This window comes from Nostoc flagelliforme FACHB-838 (assembly GCF_014698065.1).
Classification (GTDB): Bacteria; Cyanobacteriota; Cyanobacteriia; order Cyanobacteriales; family Nostocaceae; genus Nostoc; species Nostoc flagelliforme_B.
Window position 1 is genome coordinate 139,965 of the sequence record NZ_JACJSI010000009.1, and the last position, 18,129, is coordinate 158,093.

The 18,129-nt window shown below is 42.2% G+C and carries 11 protein-coding genes, 1 tRNA gene and 1 pseudogene; 7 read left to right on the forward strand and 6 right to left on the reverse strand.

Annotated features, from left to right (window positions below):
• Positions 1-228 precede the first annotated feature (228 nt).
• Entirely contained in the window at positions 229-2,106 is a 1,878-nt protein-coding gene (gene uvrC / locus H6G97_RS07435) for an excinuclease ABC subunit UvrC (protein ID WP_190940037.1), read from the reverse strand.
• A 664-nt stretch (positions 2,107-2,770) separates the two neighbouring features.
• Between uvrC and H6G97_RS07440 the strand changes: the two genes are divergently transcribed.
• Positions 2,771-2,950, forward strand: a complete 180-nt coding sequence (locus tag H6G97_RS07440; RefSeq protein WP_190940020.1) for a hypothetical protein — start codon at positions 2,771-2,773, stop codon at positions 2,948-2,950.
• 20 nt (positions 2,951-2,970) lie between these two features.
• On the opposite strand, the gene H6G97_RS07445 is transcribed toward H6G97_RS07440, so the two are convergent.
• The 4 genes from H6G97_RS07445 to ebsA form a co-directional block, all read right to left on the reverse strand.
• Entirely contained in the window at positions 2,971-3,393 is a 423-nt protein-coding gene (locus H6G97_RS07445; RefSeq protein ID WP_190940021.1) for a response regulator, read from the reverse strand.
• Positions 3,394-4,208: 815 nt separating this feature from the next.
• Positions 4,209-4,281, reverse strand: a tRNA-Arg gene (locus H6G97_RS07450).
• Between the two features lie 67 nt (positions 4,282-4,348).
• Positions 4,349-5,554: a murein hydrolase activator EnvC family protein gene (locus tag H6G97_RS07455; protein ID WP_190940022.1), complete on the reverse strand. Its 1,206-nt coding sequence runs from the start codon at positions 5,552-5,554 to the stop codon at positions 4,349-4,351.
• 192 nt (positions 5,555-5,746) lie between these two features.
• Complete coding sequence (ebsA, locus tag H6G97_RS07460) at positions 5,747-6,121, reverse strand: type IV pilus biogenesis protein EbsA (RefSeq protein WP_190940023.1); 375 nt, start codon at positions 6,119-6,121, stop codon at positions 5,747-5,749.
• Positions 6,122-6,754: 633 nt separating this feature from the next.
• On the opposite strand from ebsA, the gene H6G97_RS07465 reads away from it, so the two are divergent.
• Complete coding sequence (locus H6G97_RS07465) at positions 6,755-8,161, forward strand: glycosyltransferase family 2 protein (protein ID WP_190940024.1); 1,407 nt, start codon at positions 6,755-6,757, stop codon at positions 8,159-8,161.
• Between the two features lie 73 nt (positions 8,162-8,234).
• Here the strand turns inward: H6G97_RS07465 and H6G97_RS07470 are convergent, their stop codons facing one another.
• The gene (locus H6G97_RS07470; RefSeq protein ID WP_190940025.1) at positions 8,235-10,358 is read right to left on the reverse strand and encodes a DNA polymerase III subunit gamma/tau; all 2,124 of its coding nucleotides are present in this window, start codon (positions 10,356-10,358) and stop codon (positions 8,235-8,237) included.
• 379 nt (positions 10,359-10,737) lie between these two features.
• On the opposite strand from H6G97_RS07470, the gene H6G97_RS07475 reads away from it, so the two are divergent.
• From H6G97_RS07475 to H6G97_RS07495, 5 genes and pseudogenes are all read left to right on the forward strand, one after another.
• The gene (locus H6G97_RS07475; protein WP_190940038.1) at positions 10,738-11,421 is read left to right on the forward strand and encodes a hypothetical protein; all 684 of its coding nucleotides are present in this window, start codon (positions 10,738-10,740) and stop codon (positions 11,419-11,421) included.
• 298 nt (positions 11,422-11,719) lie between these two features.
• The gene (locus H6G97_RS07480; protein ID WP_190940026.1) at positions 11,720-15,571 is read left to right on the forward strand and encodes a CHAT domain-containing protein; all 3,852 of its coding nucleotides are present in this window, start codon (positions 11,720-11,722) and stop codon (positions 15,569-15,571) included.
• Positions 15,572-15,625: 54 nt separating this feature from the next.
• Positions 15,626-17,308, forward strand: coding sequence for a M14 family metallopeptidase (locus H6G97_RS07485; protein ID WP_190940027.1), 1,683 nt, complete (start codon positions 15,626-15,628; stop codon positions 17,306-17,308).
• A gap of 4 nt (positions 17,309-17,312) precedes the next feature.
• On the forward strand, positions 17,313-17,600 hold the full coding sequence (locus H6G97_RS07490) for a GNAT family N-acetyltransferase (protein ID WP_242054835.1): 288 nt from the start codon (positions 17,313-17,315) through the stop codon (positions 17,598-17,600).
• Between the two features lie 85 nt (positions 17,601-17,685).
• A pseudogene (locus H6G97_RS07495) lies at positions 17,686-18,129 on the forward strand (IS701 family transposase); the annotation flags it as partial.

Here is an 18,129-nt window from a genome sequence, read left to right on the forward strand (position 1 = left end):
GGTAGCTGCTCAAAGTAGTCTCCAATGCTAGTAATGAAACCCGAATATCTCACAAAGGTATAAGAATTAATCAGGATAGATAAGCAGGGGAGGCAGGGGAGGCAGGGGAGGCAGGGGAGGAGGAAGAATAACTAAATAGCTATTTCTTTGCCTGCTCTCTTTTCCACTTGCTCAAGAACTGCCTGAAGCAAGAAATTCTTTAACCGAGCGGTATTGGCAGCTGTCACTTCAAGCAGGATGAAAATAATCGTAAATTTCTTGAGCCAAACGCGGCCCAATTCCTGCTACTTCAGCGAGTTGTGCGGTTGTAGCTTGCCGAATATAGTCTACTGAGCGAAAATGTCCTAGTAGTTGCTTTTGCCGATGATGTCCTAAGCCAGGAATTTCATCTAAACGCGATCGCTTCAATTTATCACTGCGCTGTTGACGATGGAAACTCACTGCAAATCGATGCGCTTCATCCCGCAGCCGCCGCAATAACTGCACCCCTGGTTGTTCTGCACCAGTTTTTAAGGGTTTAGATTCTCCCGGCAAAAAAATCTCTTCTCGCTGCTTTGCTAAACTCACAACTCGCAAGTCTTCTAATAAATTCATCTCTTGCAAGATGGCGATAACCGATGATAACTGACCTTTACCACCATCAATCATGATTAAATCAGGCCAGTCAGGATTACCCAAACGCTCTAATTGTTGATCTTCTCCATATTTGCGAAACCGCCGCTGGATGACTTCAGCAAGACTGGCAAAATCATCTGAATGTCCTGCTGTCACCGTGGGATTTTTAATTTTGTAGTGGCGATAATGTTGTTTAGCGGGTAATCCGTCGATAAACACGACTTGCGAAGCTACAGCATTTGACCCTTGAATATGGGAAATGTCATAACCTTCAATGCGGTGGGGTACATCTGGTAAATCGAGGATGGTAGCTAAATCTTGCATTGCTTGGTGATTGCGATCGCCAAATTTCTGCATTCTTTGCAATTCATACTGAGCATTTCGCTCTACCATTTCAATTAATTCTGCCTTAGTTTGCCGCAGAGGAGTCAAAATTGTGACTTTTTTGCCTTTACGTTGAGTTAAGACATCCGCCAATATCTCCGCATCTGATAACTCATGCTGTACCAAAATTTCTAGAGGTATTTCTACAGAGTCAGCAGTTTGGTAATGCTCCTCTAAAGCTCGTTGTAAAATAGCTCCCGATTCTGCGTGAGCATCCGCTACAAAGGCTAAACGTCCTACTAATTGCCCAGCACGAATCTGGAATAGTTGAATGCAAGCGTATTCTTCATTAGCTGCCAGTGCGATCGCATCCCGCGAAACTGTATCGTCTGGTAAGGAAACTTTTTGATTGGCTGTCAGCGACTTTAACCCAGAAATTTGATCGCGAATCCTCGCTGCTGACTCAAAGTTCAAGTTTTCAGATGCTGCGTTCATCTGTTGAGTCAAAATATCAATCAGTTCCTGAGTTCGTCCTTGGAAGACCATCGCTATTTTTTGAACAATTTTGCGATATTCTTCTGGTGAAATCATCTGTTGGCACACACCCGGACAACGCCCTAAATCATAATTTAAGCAAGGACGGTCTTTGAAAAGTGGTTGAGGCCGTTGTCGCTGTGGAAAAATGCGCTTGCAGATGCGAACGATTTCTCGCAATAAACCAGCATCAGTATAAGGGCCATAAAATTTATCCTTTTCTTTACCGAATTGGCGTTTACGGGTAATAAAAATTCGCGGATAATCTTCTGACCAAGTGATGCAGAGATAGGGATATTTTTTATCATCTTTGAGCAACACGTTGAAGTATGGCTGATGCTGCTTGATCAAATTGGCTTCTAGCGCTAAAGCTTCGGCTTCAGTATCAGTGACAATAAATTCAATTTCTGTCACCAACTTAACCATCGTGGCGATACGTTCAGTCTTGTTGTAGCCATCCCGGAAATAGGAACGGACACGCGATCGCAACTTACGTGATTTACCTATATATATAATGCGATCGCTCCTGTCCCGCATGAAATAAACCCCCGGTTCCGGTGGAATTTCGGCTAGACGGTTTTCTAGTCGTTCTGGATCTTTAACCAGTGGTAATACTTGATTAGATATTGTCACAACCAAAATTAGGTAATCTTTCTCTATTTTAAGAAAAATTATTTTTTCGTGCCGATTTAACAGACTATTATCAAGTAAATATAAAGTAGCCGTCATGAACGGCATACACCAGAACCAATGGAAAAGGAACTGAGGACTGGCAAATGGGCGAGAATAGTACCTCCTAACGCAGCACTATCAGTCAGTTAGGCTTTTATTCTGCACAAATAGAATTCCGTAGACACCTTTGAGACTTCCCAAAGAATGGGTCAGTTTTCAAGCTAAACGTTTGCCAGAAAATTTTATGCCAGTATCATAACTTTCGAGTATGCGAGAGTTTGTTTAGCCGCAACTTTAATCATTCACTGGCTACTACTCTCAGGATAAAAACCTTGCTTTTTAAACATAAAATTAGTATTTTTTAAATTAATAATACTTTGTTATCTGAAACTTTATATTCCAGCTAATAATATTGTTTTGTATTAAGCTATCTTTATCTTTAAAAAGAAAGAAAGTATTTAGATATTGCTTGTATGAATTTCATATAAAAGCTTTATTAATAAACAACAATTTTGTTTATTTGTTGAACTTATAACATTAAGCAGATTAACGGATTTAGTAAGTTAAATTTTCGATTATGATTGGGAATATAGTTATTTTAATGATTTTAAACAAGAGCTAAACTATGAATTTGCAAGACTTTGAAGCCCAATATCGTGAAGCTATGGCTGAAACTCTCAATGAGTTGCAAACAGCAGTTTTGTTGTTGGCACAAGTTCAACAGCAAATTTCCAAAGTTGGCAGTTCTGTACAAAATATTAGCGAGCATGTGGAAGAGTTCATTGTTAACCAAAAAGCAGAATAAATGCACTCATAGAAAAAACTTTATCTATTACCACAAGTAAACTGTTCTTCAATGGTAAGGATTAGATCCTTGAGTTTTAAAGGTTTGACAAAATAGTGACATGCGCCCAAACTAAGAGCAAGTTCTTGATCTGCTTTAAAAGCAAAGGCTGAAACCACAATGATCGGTATTTTTGACAAATCAGGTTTTTCTTGGACTTGTTTTAAGAGTGAATAACCGTCAATATCTGGCAATTTCAAGTCTAATAAGATTAAATCTGGCTCAAATTTCTCTATAGTTGAGAAAAAAGTAGAGCCTTCTGATAAGCTTTGGACATCATACCCAGAGTAACTCAAATAGTCACTCAGTAGCATCCGATTGAGGTCATGGTCTTCAACTAGCAAAATTCGTCTAGCTTTGTGTGACCGCAATCGCTGATCTATATTGAGTAATTGTGCTGTCATTGCTACCTAGTTCTTATCTAATTTTTTAAGTAAAAGCCAAAAATTATTAAAATTAACTAAAACAGTAGTGCATTTAAACGGTGAAACGAATAGCAATTTAACTTATATAATTTAGCCAAAGAGATGAATCAATTAAATTTTGCTACATTACAATACTTAAATAATAGCCCTGCTAAGTAGAATTTAATCAAAAATTTAGTTTTTTTTACGAATTTTTTCTAATTTAAAGGCAATTGAACAAGCGAGTGCGCGAACGTAAGAAGCAAAGCTAGTGAAGAAAGTAATCATTCTTGTGTATTACGTTGTTTACACCCCTTGTTTGATTCCACTTGAATCCAATGTCTGCACAAGCTTGTATAGTGTGATCCTTAACAATGATTTCTGTACTCTGCCCGTAGGAGCTATCGAAAGGCAGGAACTGTCGCAACTATTAGGACGATATGGAGAAAGCAGTCTCGATGAAACAAGTTTCATAGTCAAGTATGAAAATGCGATGTGAGACTGATCTATATAGATACTCATCGAAAGAGCATTTTCAAGTCAGAAGGGTTTTATGTTTTACTGTATAAGCAAGATGGGATTGATGCAAAGCAATTACAAACCGATTAAAACATAACTGTTTCGGCTTTTCTTAATGCCATTCCAATTACAATCCAAGAGCATCAGAGCAAAATTAGCACTCAAGGATGCTTGCTTATAAATGATACTAGAATCTTCCAAAATAACAAATTAGGAAGCCTTTAGTTAGATAAAAATTACAAGGTTAAGTTAAATAAAATAACCTTTCGAGTTTGCGGTTACTTTTGTAAAGTTAACGAGCGCGGAGGGATTTGAACCCCCGACCCACAGAACCGGAATCTGTTGCTCTATCCACTGAGCTACGCGCCCTTAAGCCTTTACAAATTATAGCACGTCTGTGATAGAATTTGCCGCTTAGAGAAACTCAGTTTTTGGGTTAAAGATAATTAGCTGGGTCTACTGGTGTACCATTTTGACGCACTTCAAAGTGGAGGTGGGGCCCAGTGGATAAACCTGTAGAACCAACAGCAGCGATCGCTTGTCCACGTTCAACAGCTTGTCCATCAGCAACATACAACTCGCTGCTATGTCCGTACAGTGTGGTAATGCCTTTGCCGTGGTCAATAATTACCGCTCTGCCATAACCACCATACCACCCAGCAAAAATTACTATTCCTGAATCGGCTGCCCGAATTGTACTACCATAACTAGCAGCAAAATCTAACCCAGCGTGAAAGCGACGATAGCCGAGAACGGGGTGCATCCGCCAGCCGAAGGGACTACTAGTAAAAGCATCGCTAGGATATGCCATTACACCAGTTCCCTGAATGATGACACTTGTTCGGCTGTTGGTTTTTGTTTGCGCTTCTTCTGTGGCTCTAGCTTCTGCTACCTTTTGTTGAATCAACACTTCCAGATTTTTGGATTCCCTTTCTAACTGGTTTTGCGCCGCTTCCAAGGCTAGGCGATCGCTATTTAGGCGTTGAATTAATTCTGATTGCGATTGCGCTTGAGTTTGATAATCGGCTTTTTGTGCCAGCAGTTGCTCACGAATTAAGGCAATTTCGTTTTTTTGCTGTTCTACTTCCGTTTTTTGTTGATTAATCAGGTTTGCTTGGGCGTTGAGTTTTACCAAAATTTGTTCGTCTGCCTGATACACCAACTTCAACTGATGACGACGGCTGAGAAAGTCGCTAATATTTTGACTTTGGAGCAAAACTGCCCATCCAACAGAAGCGGGCGATCGCTGGAGATATCGCAATCTTGCTACTGTTGCTACTTGACGTTGCTGATACGAGCGTTCTGCCACAGCTAAATCAGTTTCTAACTGCTGGAGGCGTTTGGCAGCGAGTTGTAATCGTGATTCGCTCTGTTGAATATAGCTATCTGTAGTTCGCAGATTTTGCTTTAAACCAGTGAGATGTTTTTGGGCCTCTTGTTGAAGATTTGTTAAGCGATCGCGATCATTTACGACACTCTGATGCTGCTGGTTCATTTGTTGCTGCTGTTGTCGCAAAGTATCAATAGACCCTGTGGACGTTGCGTGTACTGGAATTAATGCGAAACAAGTCCACAAAATGCAGCTAACTACAATAAATAAACAGCAATAAATCTGTATTTTTCCTATAAATCGCGCTCTCATGGTGCGAACCTAAGCAAAACAATGCTTTCAAACACTATGAGGATTATTCCCAAAATCTGATTCACCCACTCCAACGCATTATTAAATTGGTCTGCCAAGTTGTATGCCGTAATTTTTGAGTTTAATTGCTCTTGTTTACATAGGATCGTTTTAAAGACAAGCCGAACTAGCAAAAGTCCGGCTGAGTTTTCATCAATCGTCTATACGTAGGAGCTTGCGGTAAAATGGTTGTGAAAAATCTGTCACGCGGTAACGTTTATAGTTGTCCATAAGTTCAATTAAAAAGTTAATAAACTCGAAACTTGCCATCATCAGTTCGTAACTCAGGTCAGCGTTACCATCAAACTGGATTCGGCAACGGGTTAAATCTGACGGTAAAGTAGCAACATTCCACGAGGCGACAAAGGGGACATGTTCACTGGCTTCTATCTTTCGGTGTCCCTCTAAGACCCCTTTTTGATAAAGGCTAATGGCATAAGGCAAGAAATTCCGCTTAGTGCCTTGAACGTAAGGTAAGTAAACACTGGCTTGTTGTTGAGTAGCAGGCTGGAGTTGCTCAATAGACATTATTAAATATTCCTCAAGTTAGTTGGCAACTGGGGATATTAGTGGTTCTTAGTAGTATTCCCAAAAGATTTGTCTAAAGCACATAGTAGGAAATAGGTTACTGGGTAAAGGTTACAGGGTACAGATTATTCCCTATCACCTGTTACCTCCTCCCTAATCCCCATGCCCAATACCCAATAAATGAAGTTACTGCTAAGAAATATTAAAATTTCGGTTACAATGATGCTGCATCAACTTTTATCGAAGCTGGGACGGTAACATTAAAAATCCCGACTGTAAAGTGGTGGATGCCGTTATTGCAGTTTCTCCCAACAACAAGCTGCTGCTACCTTGCTATTACTTTGCCCAAACCGGAGTTCTCGTTAGAGAAAGTCTGACTCTACAAGCTTCCTGCCCAAGTGGTTATCAAAGGAACCAAGCCTCTGTCTAAGAGTAGCAAACGTGGTTAATGCGAGGTAATTACGCAGAGTGGCGGTAACAACAAAGGTAGCCCCAGCGGCTTTTGGCTTAGGGATAGCGGGTATTGCAGTTTGCCCATTCCGATTAACATCGGGAAAAGTAGCTTAGGGATATTTGTCCGTAAAATTACTAACTGTAGACAAATACTGGTTTTTGAATCAAGCAACCTAACCTATGCCAGCGAATTCCTGGCCCGAAGAAGATTCTTATCAAGAGCTTGATCCGCTAAACTCCTTGTTGTCTGACCTATCAGGAGATGAGGAGTCAGTGTTAGAAACAGATCCTGTGTCTCTAACACCCCGGTTTCAAGGTCGTAGACGCAAAGCGGCTCTAGTCTTGACTATTGTCTGGAGTGGAACGATCGCTCTACATTTAGTTTCTTGGGCTTCCATATTTATTCTAGGATTGACCACCATTCTAGGATTTCATGCTTTGGTGGTAGTGTTTACTAAATCCCGTCGCTATCCAAAAGAAATACAAGGAGATTTGCCTTTTGTATCTGTGCTAGTGGCTGCAAAAAATGAGGAAGCGGTAATTGCTAAATTAGTCAAAAATCTTTGTAATCTGGAATATCCAGGTGAGCAGTACGAAGTATGGATTATTGACGATCACAGCAGTGATAGCACGCCACATTTATTAGCAGAACTAGAAGGCAAACACAAGCAACTGAAAGTATTAAGGCGTTCCGCAGAAGCTAGGGGTGGCAAATCAGGGGCGTTGAATCAGGTATTGCCGCTCACAAAGGGCGACATTATAGCAGTATTTGATGCTGATGCCCAGGTGACATCAGACTTACTACAACAGGTAGTACCTTTATTTCAAAGAGAAAACGTGGGGGCGGTGCAGGTGCGAAAAGCGATCGCCAACGCTAAAGCAAACTTTTGGACTAAGGGTCAAATGGCCGAAATGGGTCTTGATACCTGGTTTCAGCAACAGCGGACTGCCCTTGGTGGCATTGGCGAATTGCGGGGCAATGGTCAATTTGTCCGGCGTTCTGCCTTGGAAAGCTGCGGTGGCTGGAATGAAGAAACCATTACCGATGATTTGGATTTGACAATCCGCTTACATTTGGACAAATGGGATATTGAGTGTGTTTTCCATCCAGCAGTGCAAGAAGAAGGAGTGACAAGTGCGATCGCACTCTGGCATCAGCGCAACCGTTGGGCAGAAGGCGGTTATCAACGCTATTTGGATTATTGGGATTTAATTCTCAAAAACCGCATGGGAACCCGCAAAAGCTGGGATTTGCTGATTTTTATGCTGATTATGTATATTTTACCCACAGCAGCAGTCCCAGATTTATTAATGGCGATCGCTCGTCATCGTCCACCAATGTTAAGTCCCATCACAGGATTATCCATTTCTATGTCGATAGTAGGGATGTTTACAGGTCTGAAACGGATACGTCAAGATCAGAAATTCCCACTTTCTACATATTTTATGATGCTGGTGCAAACCCTGCGCGGCAGTTTATATATGCTGCACTGGTTAGTTGTCATGAGCAGTACTACCGCCCGGATGTCGGTAAGACCAAAGCGGCTGAAATGGGTGAAAACTTTGCATACTGGGAATGGAGAATAGCCCCTTTGGGGAATTCAAAATTTAAAATTTAAAATTTAAAATGCAAAATTACCAAAAATAATTTTGCATTTTTTTATTCATCATCCACTTCTGATTCTTCTACCCACTCAGGTGTAGTTATGGAGTCAGAGAATTCTGGGAAATCATCTGCAAAACGGATAATTTGTCCGTTGAAAAATTCTGCTAGACGTTGAGCTGCGATCGCTACTTCGTCAGGTTCCCAATCAGGCGTGGGTGTTAATTTTGGAGTTGGAGGCAAAGCTTGCGTCCCATTTCCATTTACGCCATTTCCGTTTACGCCATTTCTATTTACACCATTTCCATTTACACCATTTCCATTTACACCATTTCCATTTACGCCATTTCCATTTACACCATTTCCATTTGCCCCATTTCCGTTATTTACTGCTGTCGGTGCTGATGGTGGAGTGGTTGGTTGTGGTAATGACGCTGGAGGCGGAATTTGCTGATTGTAAGTAGGAGTAGCTGGTTGCTGAACGCGACTAGAGTCTTTTGGGGGAGGATTTTTTTTGGCTGAGGTAGAGTTTGAAGAAGTTCCTTTTTCTATATTTATCTGGATTTCACGCTGGAAAGTCTGCTGAAAAGCTGCCGTAATCATTGGTAGATAAGATTTCCCCTTGTCATACCATGCTTGTTTAATCGCAATTCGAGCCACAACACCGTCGAACTCTATGAGTTGGCTCATTTGACGCAGCATTTCTTGCCTTGATTTTGGCTGGAGGTTAGCAAGCACTTGTTGCCAAACCTGAGTTAAGTCATATTCTGTTTCCTCAATAACTTCTGAACTTACTGGTTCAACATTCGCAGGTGACACAGGAACAGATACAGGTTCTGGGGTTGATGGTGAAACTGAGTTAACAGCAGAATTGTGATTTGTTTGCCGTTCAACTGGGGGAGATAAAGTGATGGGCTGATTTTGGACAGCCGCTTGATGATTGGAAGATGCAGAATTATGATTTGTTTGTGGTTCAGCTTGAGGTATAGAAGAGACTGGGTGATTTTGGGCAACTGCTGGAAGATAGCTTGGAGATACAGTAGGTGTGTTAACTCGTGGTGCGACACTTGGGGCTTGTGGCTGAATATTTGTCGCACTGGGTAACAATCCTAGTAATGTTACTTCCAACCACAAACGCGGCTGAGTGGTATTTTTAATTTGCACTTCTGATGTGCGTAGGTGTTGCTGTCCTGCTAAAATCGCGCTCATATCCAAATATTGAGCAAACTCAACCAATGCTGTCCAGGTTTGCTGAGTACAAGCAACCAAATCATGGCGGTTGGGTGCAGTTTTAGCTATGAGTAAATCGCGGTAAAAGGCGGCGAGATTTTGCAGAATAGTTAGCGGTTCTCGACCACGATCTAAAATGTAGTGGGTACTGTCTAGAACTGCTTCTGGTTTATCTTGAGCGATCGCATTTAACAGCCCCAGCAAGTCCTGTTCGCTCACTGTGCCAACCAAATCCCAAACTCGCTCTGGTGTTACTTCACCCGCTAACAAACCCAATTGGTCGAGTAGACTTTCGGCATCCCGCAACCCTCCCTGAGAAAGTTGGGCTATCAGCGTGACAGCATCCGGTGAAATATGAATGTTTTCATAAGAGGCGATCGTACTTAAATGCTTTACCATCGCCTCTAATTGAATGCGTCTAAAATCGAACCTTTGACAGCGTGAAATAATTGTTGGTAACACCCGTTGCGGGTCTGTTGTCGCCAATACAAAAACTACGTGTCTCGGTGGTTCTTCTAGTGTCTTAAGTAGGGCGTTGAATGCTTGGGTACTGAGCATGTGGCATTCATCGATTACATAAACCTTGTAGCGACACTGCACAGGAGCAAACTGGGCTTTTTCAATCAACTCGCGGATATTATCGACACCAGTATTACTAGCGGCATCGATTTCGATTACATCTAGCGCGTAGCCTTTAGTTATTCCCTGACAAACCTCACACACGCCGCAGGGTTCAGCAGTAGGCTTGTCACCTTTGAGACAATTGAGGGATTTGGCCAGAATCCGCGCACTAGAAGTTTTCCCCGTACCTCTTGGCCCAGTAAATAAATAGGCAGGGGCAATTTTTGATGTGCCGATCGCGTTCGTGAGGGTGGTCGCGATCGCCTCTTGACCCACCAGTTCAGCAAAACTCTTGGGGCGATATTTGTGGTGCAGGGGTTCGTAAGACATGGAAAAATAGACTTCAATGCCTTTCAACGTTAATAAGTAGCACCGAGTCGAGTTTAGGATTCAACTATTTTAAACTCTCGTACCTGCTTTGTTTATCGATGTTGCTATAGCCCTCGCACTCAACTAATGCCGTAAATTTTGGCACTCAGGAAAGCAAGTAACCACAGCTTATCCTCTACTATGACTTCAACATCAATGTATCGGAATTATAGCATATCATTTAGTACATTTGTTCTATTAAAAGAGTCGGGAGTGAGGGAGAAGAACTCTTGACAAATGACTAATGACTAATGACTATACGTTTTATTGACTGAACTAACGCCATAGTCCAGTGCGATCGCTACAATTTTAGGATAAGCAAAACTCGATGGTGCAGCAGATGCTCAAGCGGCTATTTCAATGGCTCAAAAAGCTTTTTCAGAGCTTGTTTGGTGGAAAACAGACTGCCTCAAAATCTAGGGGAAATGTCCAAAAAGAACCAGCGCCACCCCTAAGCGATACGGATCTGGAATTTCTCTTCAACGAACTGTTGGAAGGAGTACATCAAGCACGAGGCGAAGCATGGGCCCAGAAGTGGCTGCATAATATCGAACATCGCATCCCAACTGAACGCTGGGTTGAGTGGTTAGGGCGCTTTGGCGACAAATTGCTGGCATCACCTACACCTAATAATGAAATGGCTGCGCGGTTAGTCCAACTGGGTGAGTTGAGCATTGGCGAAATCGGAGATGTTGCCTATAGTATCGGGATGCAGTTGTTGACACGCAATCAAGGCGAACCAATTTGGGAATATGAAGGGCCAGATGCTTTTAGTACAAGTTTGCCCTCTGAAATGGACTCACTATCAGAGTCAGCAGATGCGCCAGAGAACCCCCCGGAGGGAGAATATCAAACTGTCACCCTAGAGGAGTTGTTTGTGATGTTACAGGAGGATGAAAACTTACGCCAGCAGATTGCTCAACAGCTTGCCGTTGAAACAGATGACCCACAAGTGCTTGTGCAAGCATTGATTAGTCAATTATATCCTGCTGGTCAATCAACTACAGAGCAAACAGAAAATTAACTGCCGCGTAGAGCCAACAAATTTGGGATTTGTGTAACCTGCAAAAGGTGTTAGCGTAGCAGGGCGTTAATCTGTTATAAACCAGAGAAATCTAAAATCTAAGATTGGCAGCGTCAAAATTCCAGAGTTAAACCTAGGAATTGTAACGTTGTAATGCTATGCTCTTGAAGATTTGTATATTTTTTGCTAACCTGCTACGGAAGCGCTGTCCGAATCTAATGGGTTTTTACGTAATTGATGATTTTATTAACACAACGATGGCTACAATCTAGAAAAACAAAATCCAAGAGTGTGGCAGATGCTCAGGCGGATATCGCAGTCGCTTAAAAGGTTTTTAAAGCGCCTCATTGCAAGTAAGCAGACTAGTTCTCTCAAGGGTGCAAGAGGACACAATCTGGTGGAAATACTACCAGAACTAACCAATGCTGATCTGGAACAATTGTTTATCCAATTGTTAGAAGGCGTGCATCAAGCACGAGGACGACAGTGGGCATTGAGGTATCTGCAACGGATCGAAAATCGGGTTCCGGCTGAACGCTGGATAGACTGGTTGGTGATGTTTGGCGAAAGCTTGCTAGCTTCACCTACACCGAATCCTCTTTTAGCAACACAGATGGTGCAATTGGGGGAACTTGGTGTTGGCAGAATTGGAGATGTTGCATACAACATTGGCATCCGGCTAATGCAAAATTTACCTACAGAGATAGAGTATCAGGACAATCAAGCAGAAGATGAGGTAGAAATAACTCCTGGGCAAGAACTGCTTTGCGATTTGGGCGAGCAGTTATGGGAGTATGATGAACCAGATGTCGTAGAAATAACTCCTGGGCAAGAACTGCTCCGCAATTTAGGCGAGCAGTTATGGGAGTATGATGAGCCAGATGTCGTAGAAATCATTACCGATAAAGAAATCCCAAGTTCCCCAGGGCAAGAACTGATTCGCAATTTAGGTGAACAGTTATGGGAATATGATGTGCCAGATGTTGAACCAATCACGTTAGCACCCGAAAATGCCTCTTTTGAGGAAAGATTGCCCGAAAACTTAGAGGAACTAGTATTGGAGTATGAAAGGGAAGATGCTCAAACTACAATACCCGAAAATGTCCCTCTCCCCGCAGCGGAAGATTCAATTACTTCTTTAGCCCAACTGCGGTTCGGCGATGAAGAAGTTGTTCAAATTAAAACACCAGCAAATCTCCTTTCCACCACACAAAGGGCTGAATTAGTGACATCTCCCTCGGTGGAAACCTGGGATAACACGTTGACGAATTTAGAGCCAAACGTGGCTAATACCTTAGACGAGTTGTGGGTGAGGTTGGATCAAAGTACCAACTTAGTGCAGCAACTTGCTTCTAACTTGGCAGTTCAAAGTAGTAATTCCCCCGGTATTATTGAGCGACATAATGATAATCCAATTACCCATGCTCAAGGGTGGTTTTACCAAGGTCTAAGCCAAGCGAAAACAGGTGATTTGTTAGGCGCGATCGGATCTTATGACAAAGCGATTGAACTGCAACCAGAATTCTCAGAATATTGGTTTAACCGAGGCTTGACGCTGTTCCATTTGGAACGTTTTGAAGAAGCGATCGCATCTTATGAAAAAGCCACACAACTGAAACCCGACTTCTACAAAGCTTGGTACAACCGGGGTGGAACTCTCGGAGAATTAGGATACTTTGAAGAAGCGATGGCTTCTTTTGACAAAGCTATAGAAATCAAGCCAGACTATCAAGAAGCTTGGTCTAGCAAGGGTTTGGCGCTGCTGAAATTAGGTTGGCTACCAGAAGCTATTGCTAGCTATGACCAAGCGCTGCATCTGGAACCAGAAGACCAGGAAAACTGGTATCACCGAGGCATAGCCCTAGCTGTAAGTGAACAATTTGCCGAGGCGATTATATCTTATGACAGAGCGATAGAAATTGACCCAGAGTACCACGAAGTTTGGATAGATAGGGGTGTAGTGCTGTTTAATTTAGGAAGATGGTCAGAAGCGATCGCCTCCTGGGATAAAGCACTGTCAGTTCAATCCGACTTCTACTTAGCTTGGTACAACCGGGGTATAGCATTAGACAACTTAGGACGTAGACAAGAAGCAATCGCCTCATATCGGCAAGCGATCGCTATTAAACCTGACTTCCACCTAGCTTGGTACAATCAGGCAGTAGCACTATTTTATTTAGAACAATTTGTCGAAGCGATCGCTTGTTATGATAACGCTTTGCAAATTAAACAAGATTATTGGGAAGCTTGGATTGGTCGGGGAACTGCGATCGGTCATTTAGTCAACTCTGACGTATTGCAAAATTTATTAAGTAGTATCACAGCGACAAATCCCGCCTTGCAACAGGGTGGCTACGAAGGGAAATTAGCTAGCTACGAGGAAGGGTTAAAGCATCTGCGGACAGATACCCACCCAGAAGGTTGGGGGAGATTGCATTTTGCGATCGCTAATACTTACTACGAGCAGGGCAAAAAACATACCAATACCCGTGATTATTGGCGCAAAGCCGCATCTGAGTATCATCAAGCCCTATTAACCCTGACATTAGAATATTTTCCTCAGTTGCATCTAGAGGTTTTGCAATCTCTAAGCAAAGTGCTAATGGGTTTGGGACAGACAACACAAGTTCAAGAATTGCTGCAACGCGGTACAGATTTATTGCGACAATTGCTGAGTGAAGAAACTCGCTCAGACGAAAGTAAAAAACAACTAGCTCTGAAATTTGCAGGCTTTGATCAATTGGCAGTTGATTTAGCTGTAGAGTCCGGTGATTTAGTAGAAGCCTGGGAAATTGCCGAACAAGGCAAAAATGCTTGTTTGAACTGGCTACTTTATGGCTGGAATGATAATATTTACTCGCCTTATTATGGCGCAATTCAACAACTATTCAATCCCACAACAGCAATTATTTACTGGCATATTAGTCCAGTTGCCCTACATACTTTCATTCTCAAAGACCAAGCGCCATCACCGATTCTCCTCTTTACCCCCATGCAAGATACTGGGGCAATATCTTTAGGAGAAGATGTTATTCGTCTAAATGAATTGCCCTTACCCGAAGCAGTGCAACGATTAATTGAATTTGAAACTTGGTTAGAAGATTGGCATCAACAATACCAAGAATATCGCAGCACAGCGCAAGATAAAGAAAGTAAAAGCCAGCATTCCTGGCGAGTTGGTATGGAAGAAAAACTGTTGCATCTGTATGAAATTCTGAATATTTCGACAATTGCACAGGAACTTGAAGGCATTACCCAACTGGTTTTAATTCCTCATCGTGACTTGTACAGATTGCCCATTCATACCCTTTTCCATCTCTCTTCCCCATCGCCAGAAGAGTTACCGAATGTAGAATCAAATTTCACTGTCACTTATGTACCCAGTGCCCAAATCGGTTTATCAATAAGAACTGAGGATATATGGCAGTGGCAAAATGAGTTATTGCTAAGTGTTGAGCATCCTGAAAGTACAAATTATCCGACACTTAAGTTTGCCAAACTTGAGTCTGAAGTTGTTAGTCAGATGTTCAATAATATCCAACGAATCCAGGGGGCAGAAGCTACAAAAACTATTGTCGAAAATGCCTTATCTGATAATTACAACATTTTGCATTTTACGGGTCATGTCACTAATAATTTAGCTGAACCTAAAAAATCAGAATTAGCATTAGCAGGTGAAGATAGGCTGACTCTTGATGAAATCTGCCAACAAAATCTAGGAAGTTATAACCTTATTACCCTCTCTGCTTGTGAAAATTTGAGTACTAGCAACCACATTATCAGTAGCGAATATGTGAGTTTAGTCAGTGGTTTTGTGAGTCAAGGTGTACCTCATGTAGTGAGTACTCTCTGGAGTGTAGAATCTTCAGCTAGTGCTTTGGTAATGATCGAGTTTTACCGAAGATTACAGCCCAATAAATCAGCAGTTACTGCCTTAGCCGAAGCAACACGATGGCTAAAAGAACTAACTGCTGGAGAGCTAACAAAATGGTATGAAGATGTCTTGAATAATCTGCATCCCGAAGAAGTAAGAATTCAAACTTATTTAACAACACAACTATATAGAAATAGTAAAATGGCATCAGATAAAAATCTTTATAATCATCCTTATTACTGGGCAGCATTCACGATTACGGGGAAGCCAAATTAGAATAATTCGTAATTCGTAATTTGTAATTCGTAATTCGTAATGGGGAGATTTGTTATGCCAGATGTTCGGTTTGATAAATACTATCGTTATGAAGACCTGACACGCATTCTGCATAGTTATGCACAGGAATTTCCCCAGCTAGTACGCATCGAAAGTATTGGCAAAAGTTACGAAGGGCGTGACATCTGGCTATTGACAGTTACCAATTTTACCACTGCTGCACATCAAGAAAAACCTGCCCTCTGGGTTGATGGGAACATCCACGCCACTGAACTAGCACCGTCAAGTGTTTGCCTATACCTATTGCAAACGTTAGTTACAGCTTACGGTACTCACTCAGAAATTACCCGTTGTTTGGATACTCGCACCTTCTACATTTGCCCCCGCGTTAACCCTGATGGTGCTGAGTTGGCATTGGCTGACAAACCGAAATTTATTCGCTCCGGTACTCGTCCCTATCCCCATGATGAGGAAGGTAACGACGGGTTAGTGATGGAAGATATCGATGGCGATGGTCGGATTTTACTGATGCGAATCCCCGATGCTAATGGGGCTTGGAAAGTCTGTCCTACTGAACCACGATTGTTGGTGCGGCGTGAACCAACAGAAACAGGTGGTCAGTATTATCGCGTATTACCAGAAGGAAATATAGAAAATTACGACGGAGTTCAGATTCCAATTCAGCGTTCTAAAGAAGGACTAGACTTAAACCGGAATTTTCCATTTTTGTGGCGGCAAGAATCTGAGCAATCAGGGGCTGGCCCCTATCCTACATCTGAAACAGAAGTGCGATCGCTTGTCCAATTTCTCACTACACATCCTAATATTACAGGAGCGATCGCCTTTCATACCTTTAGCGGTGTTCTCATCCGTTCCTACACCCACCTCAGTGATGACGAATTCCCTGTCAATGACCTCCGCACCTATCAACGCATTGGTGCTAAAGGTAGTGAACTTACTCAATACCCAGCAATCTCCGCCTTTCATGATTTCCGCTATGACCCTAAAGACGTAATTACAGGTACATTCCATGACTGGGCTTATGAATATCAAGGTCTGTTTGCCTGGACAGTAGAAGTCTGGAGTCCGCAGCGCCAAGCTGGAATTAATGATTACAAATACATTGATTGGCAGCGAGAACACCCTGTAGAAGATGACTTGAAATTACTGCGTTGGAACGATGAAAAACTGGCAGGTAAGGGCTATGTAGACTGGTATCCCTTCGAGCATCCCCAACTCGGTCAGATTGAACTAGGGGGCTGGGATACAATGTATGCTTGGACAAATCCACCCCCTGAGTTTCTGGAGAAGGAGATAGCTCTTTTTCCAGAATGGCTAGTTTGGCATCTGTTAATATCTCCTCGTTTAGAGATTTACGAAGCCAGTATCCACAACTTGGGTGATGATACTTATCGAGTGCGATTGGTTGTGCATAACACAGGCTGGTTGCCCACTAATGTCACCCAAAAAGCCTTTGAAAAAAAGCTGGTGCGGGGCTGTATCTGTGAAATTGAACTGCCTCCTGGGGGAACTTTAGTAACGGGTAAGCCCCGTGAAGAGTTAGGTCAATTAGAGGGACGGGCCTACAAGCCTTCAACTCCCATCAGACGGCACAGCGATCCTACCAAGGATCGGGCGAAGGTGGAATGGGTGGTGCGTGTGCCTCAAGGTAGCACAGTTAAACTGCTAGCCCGTCATGAACGCGCTGGCGTTGTTCGCACTGAATTGACCACCTAAACCCATGATTACCGTTCGCCTGATTACACGCGACAAACTTCCTCAACTTCTGGCGTTGTATCACCACCTAAATCCCATTGATGCACCTCTACCTGCTGACGATGTTTTACAATCCATTTGGGATGCGATTTTACATGATCCCCGTTTGTATTACATTGTGGCTGATATTGCTAATCATTTAGTCGCAACGTGTAACTTAACTACAGGACTTACGCAACTGGCACAATGCGAGCGCCAATTACTAGTACATAAGTATTATTTGAATCTGATTCCGAATGCCTTGTATTTGTAATAAAAGCTGGTGTATTGGAAGCAAAGCATGAAATATTCATGAGAAAATAGGTAGAGGTTGTATGAGATAAATGTTGCTTACGGGAATGAGATTTACTAAGCTTAATTACTGCCAATACTTATTAAGTAGTCAAATTAATTATACGATGACCAATTTGGCAGAGCATTTGGAGACTATTAGCCATGATGCAATTAACTACTATTTAAAGAGAGAAAAGTTAACACCTCGATTACTCTGGGATAACGTGAAAGAGGTAGTTGAGCCTGATACCAATGGTTACATAATATTTGATGATAGCGTTTTAGATAAAAGGTATTCTGAAGAAATAGAAATAGTCAGGAGACAATATAGTGGTAATGAGCATGGTGTCCTCAAAGGTATTGGTGTAGTTAGTTGCGTGTATGTCAACCCTACTATTCAAAGATTTTGGGTAATAGATTACCGCATTTTTAATCCTGATGTCGATGGTAAAACCAAGATAGACCATGTGAAAGACATGCTGCAAAACCTTGTGTATCATAAGCTTTTA

What these genes read in the sequence shown, in the direction of transcription:
- H6G97_RS07440 (WP_190940020.1), top strand. Translation starts at nt 2,771, where the DNA reads ATGAATTTGCAAGACTTTGAAGCCCAATATCGTGAAGCTATGGCTGAA.
- H6G97_RS07465 (WP_190940024.1), top strand. Translation starts at nt 6,755, where the DNA reads ATGCCAGCGAATTCCTGGCCCGAAGAAGATTCTTATCAAGAGCTTGAT.
- H6G97_RS07445 (WP_190940021.1), bottom strand. Translation starts at nt 3,393, where the DNA reads ATGACAGCACAATTACTCAATATAGATCAGCGATTGCGGTCACACAAA.
- H6G97_RS07475 (WP_190940038.1), top strand. Translation starts at nt 10,738, where the DNA reads ATGCTCAAGCGGCTATTTCAATGGCTCAAAAAGCTTTTTCAGAGCTTG.
- H6G97_RS07480 (WP_190940026.1), top strand. Translation starts at nt 11,720, where the DNA reads ATGCTCAGGCGGATATCGCAGTCGCTTAAAAGGTTTTTAAAGCGCCTC.
- H6G97_RS07485 (WP_190940027.1), top strand. Translation starts at nt 15,626, where the DNA reads ATGCCAGATGTTCGGTTTGATAAATACTATCGTTATGAAGACCTGACA.
- H6G97_RS07490 (WP_242054835.1), top strand. Translation starts at nt 17,313, where the DNA reads ATGATTACCGTTCGCCTGATTACACGCGACAAACTTCCTCAACTTCTG.
- H6G97_RS07455 (WP_190940022.1), bottom strand. Translation starts at nt 5,554, where the DNA reads ATGAGAGCGCGATTTATAGGAAAAATACAGATTTATTGCTGTTTATTT.
- H6G97_RS07470 (WP_190940025.1), bottom strand. Translation starts at nt 10,358, where the DNA reads ATGTCTTACGAACCCCTGCACCACAAATATCGCCCCAAGAGTTTTGCT.
- ebsA (WP_190940023.1), bottom strand. Translation starts at nt 6,121, where the DNA reads ATGTCTATTGAGCAACTCCAGCCTGCTACTCAACAACAAGCCAGTGTT.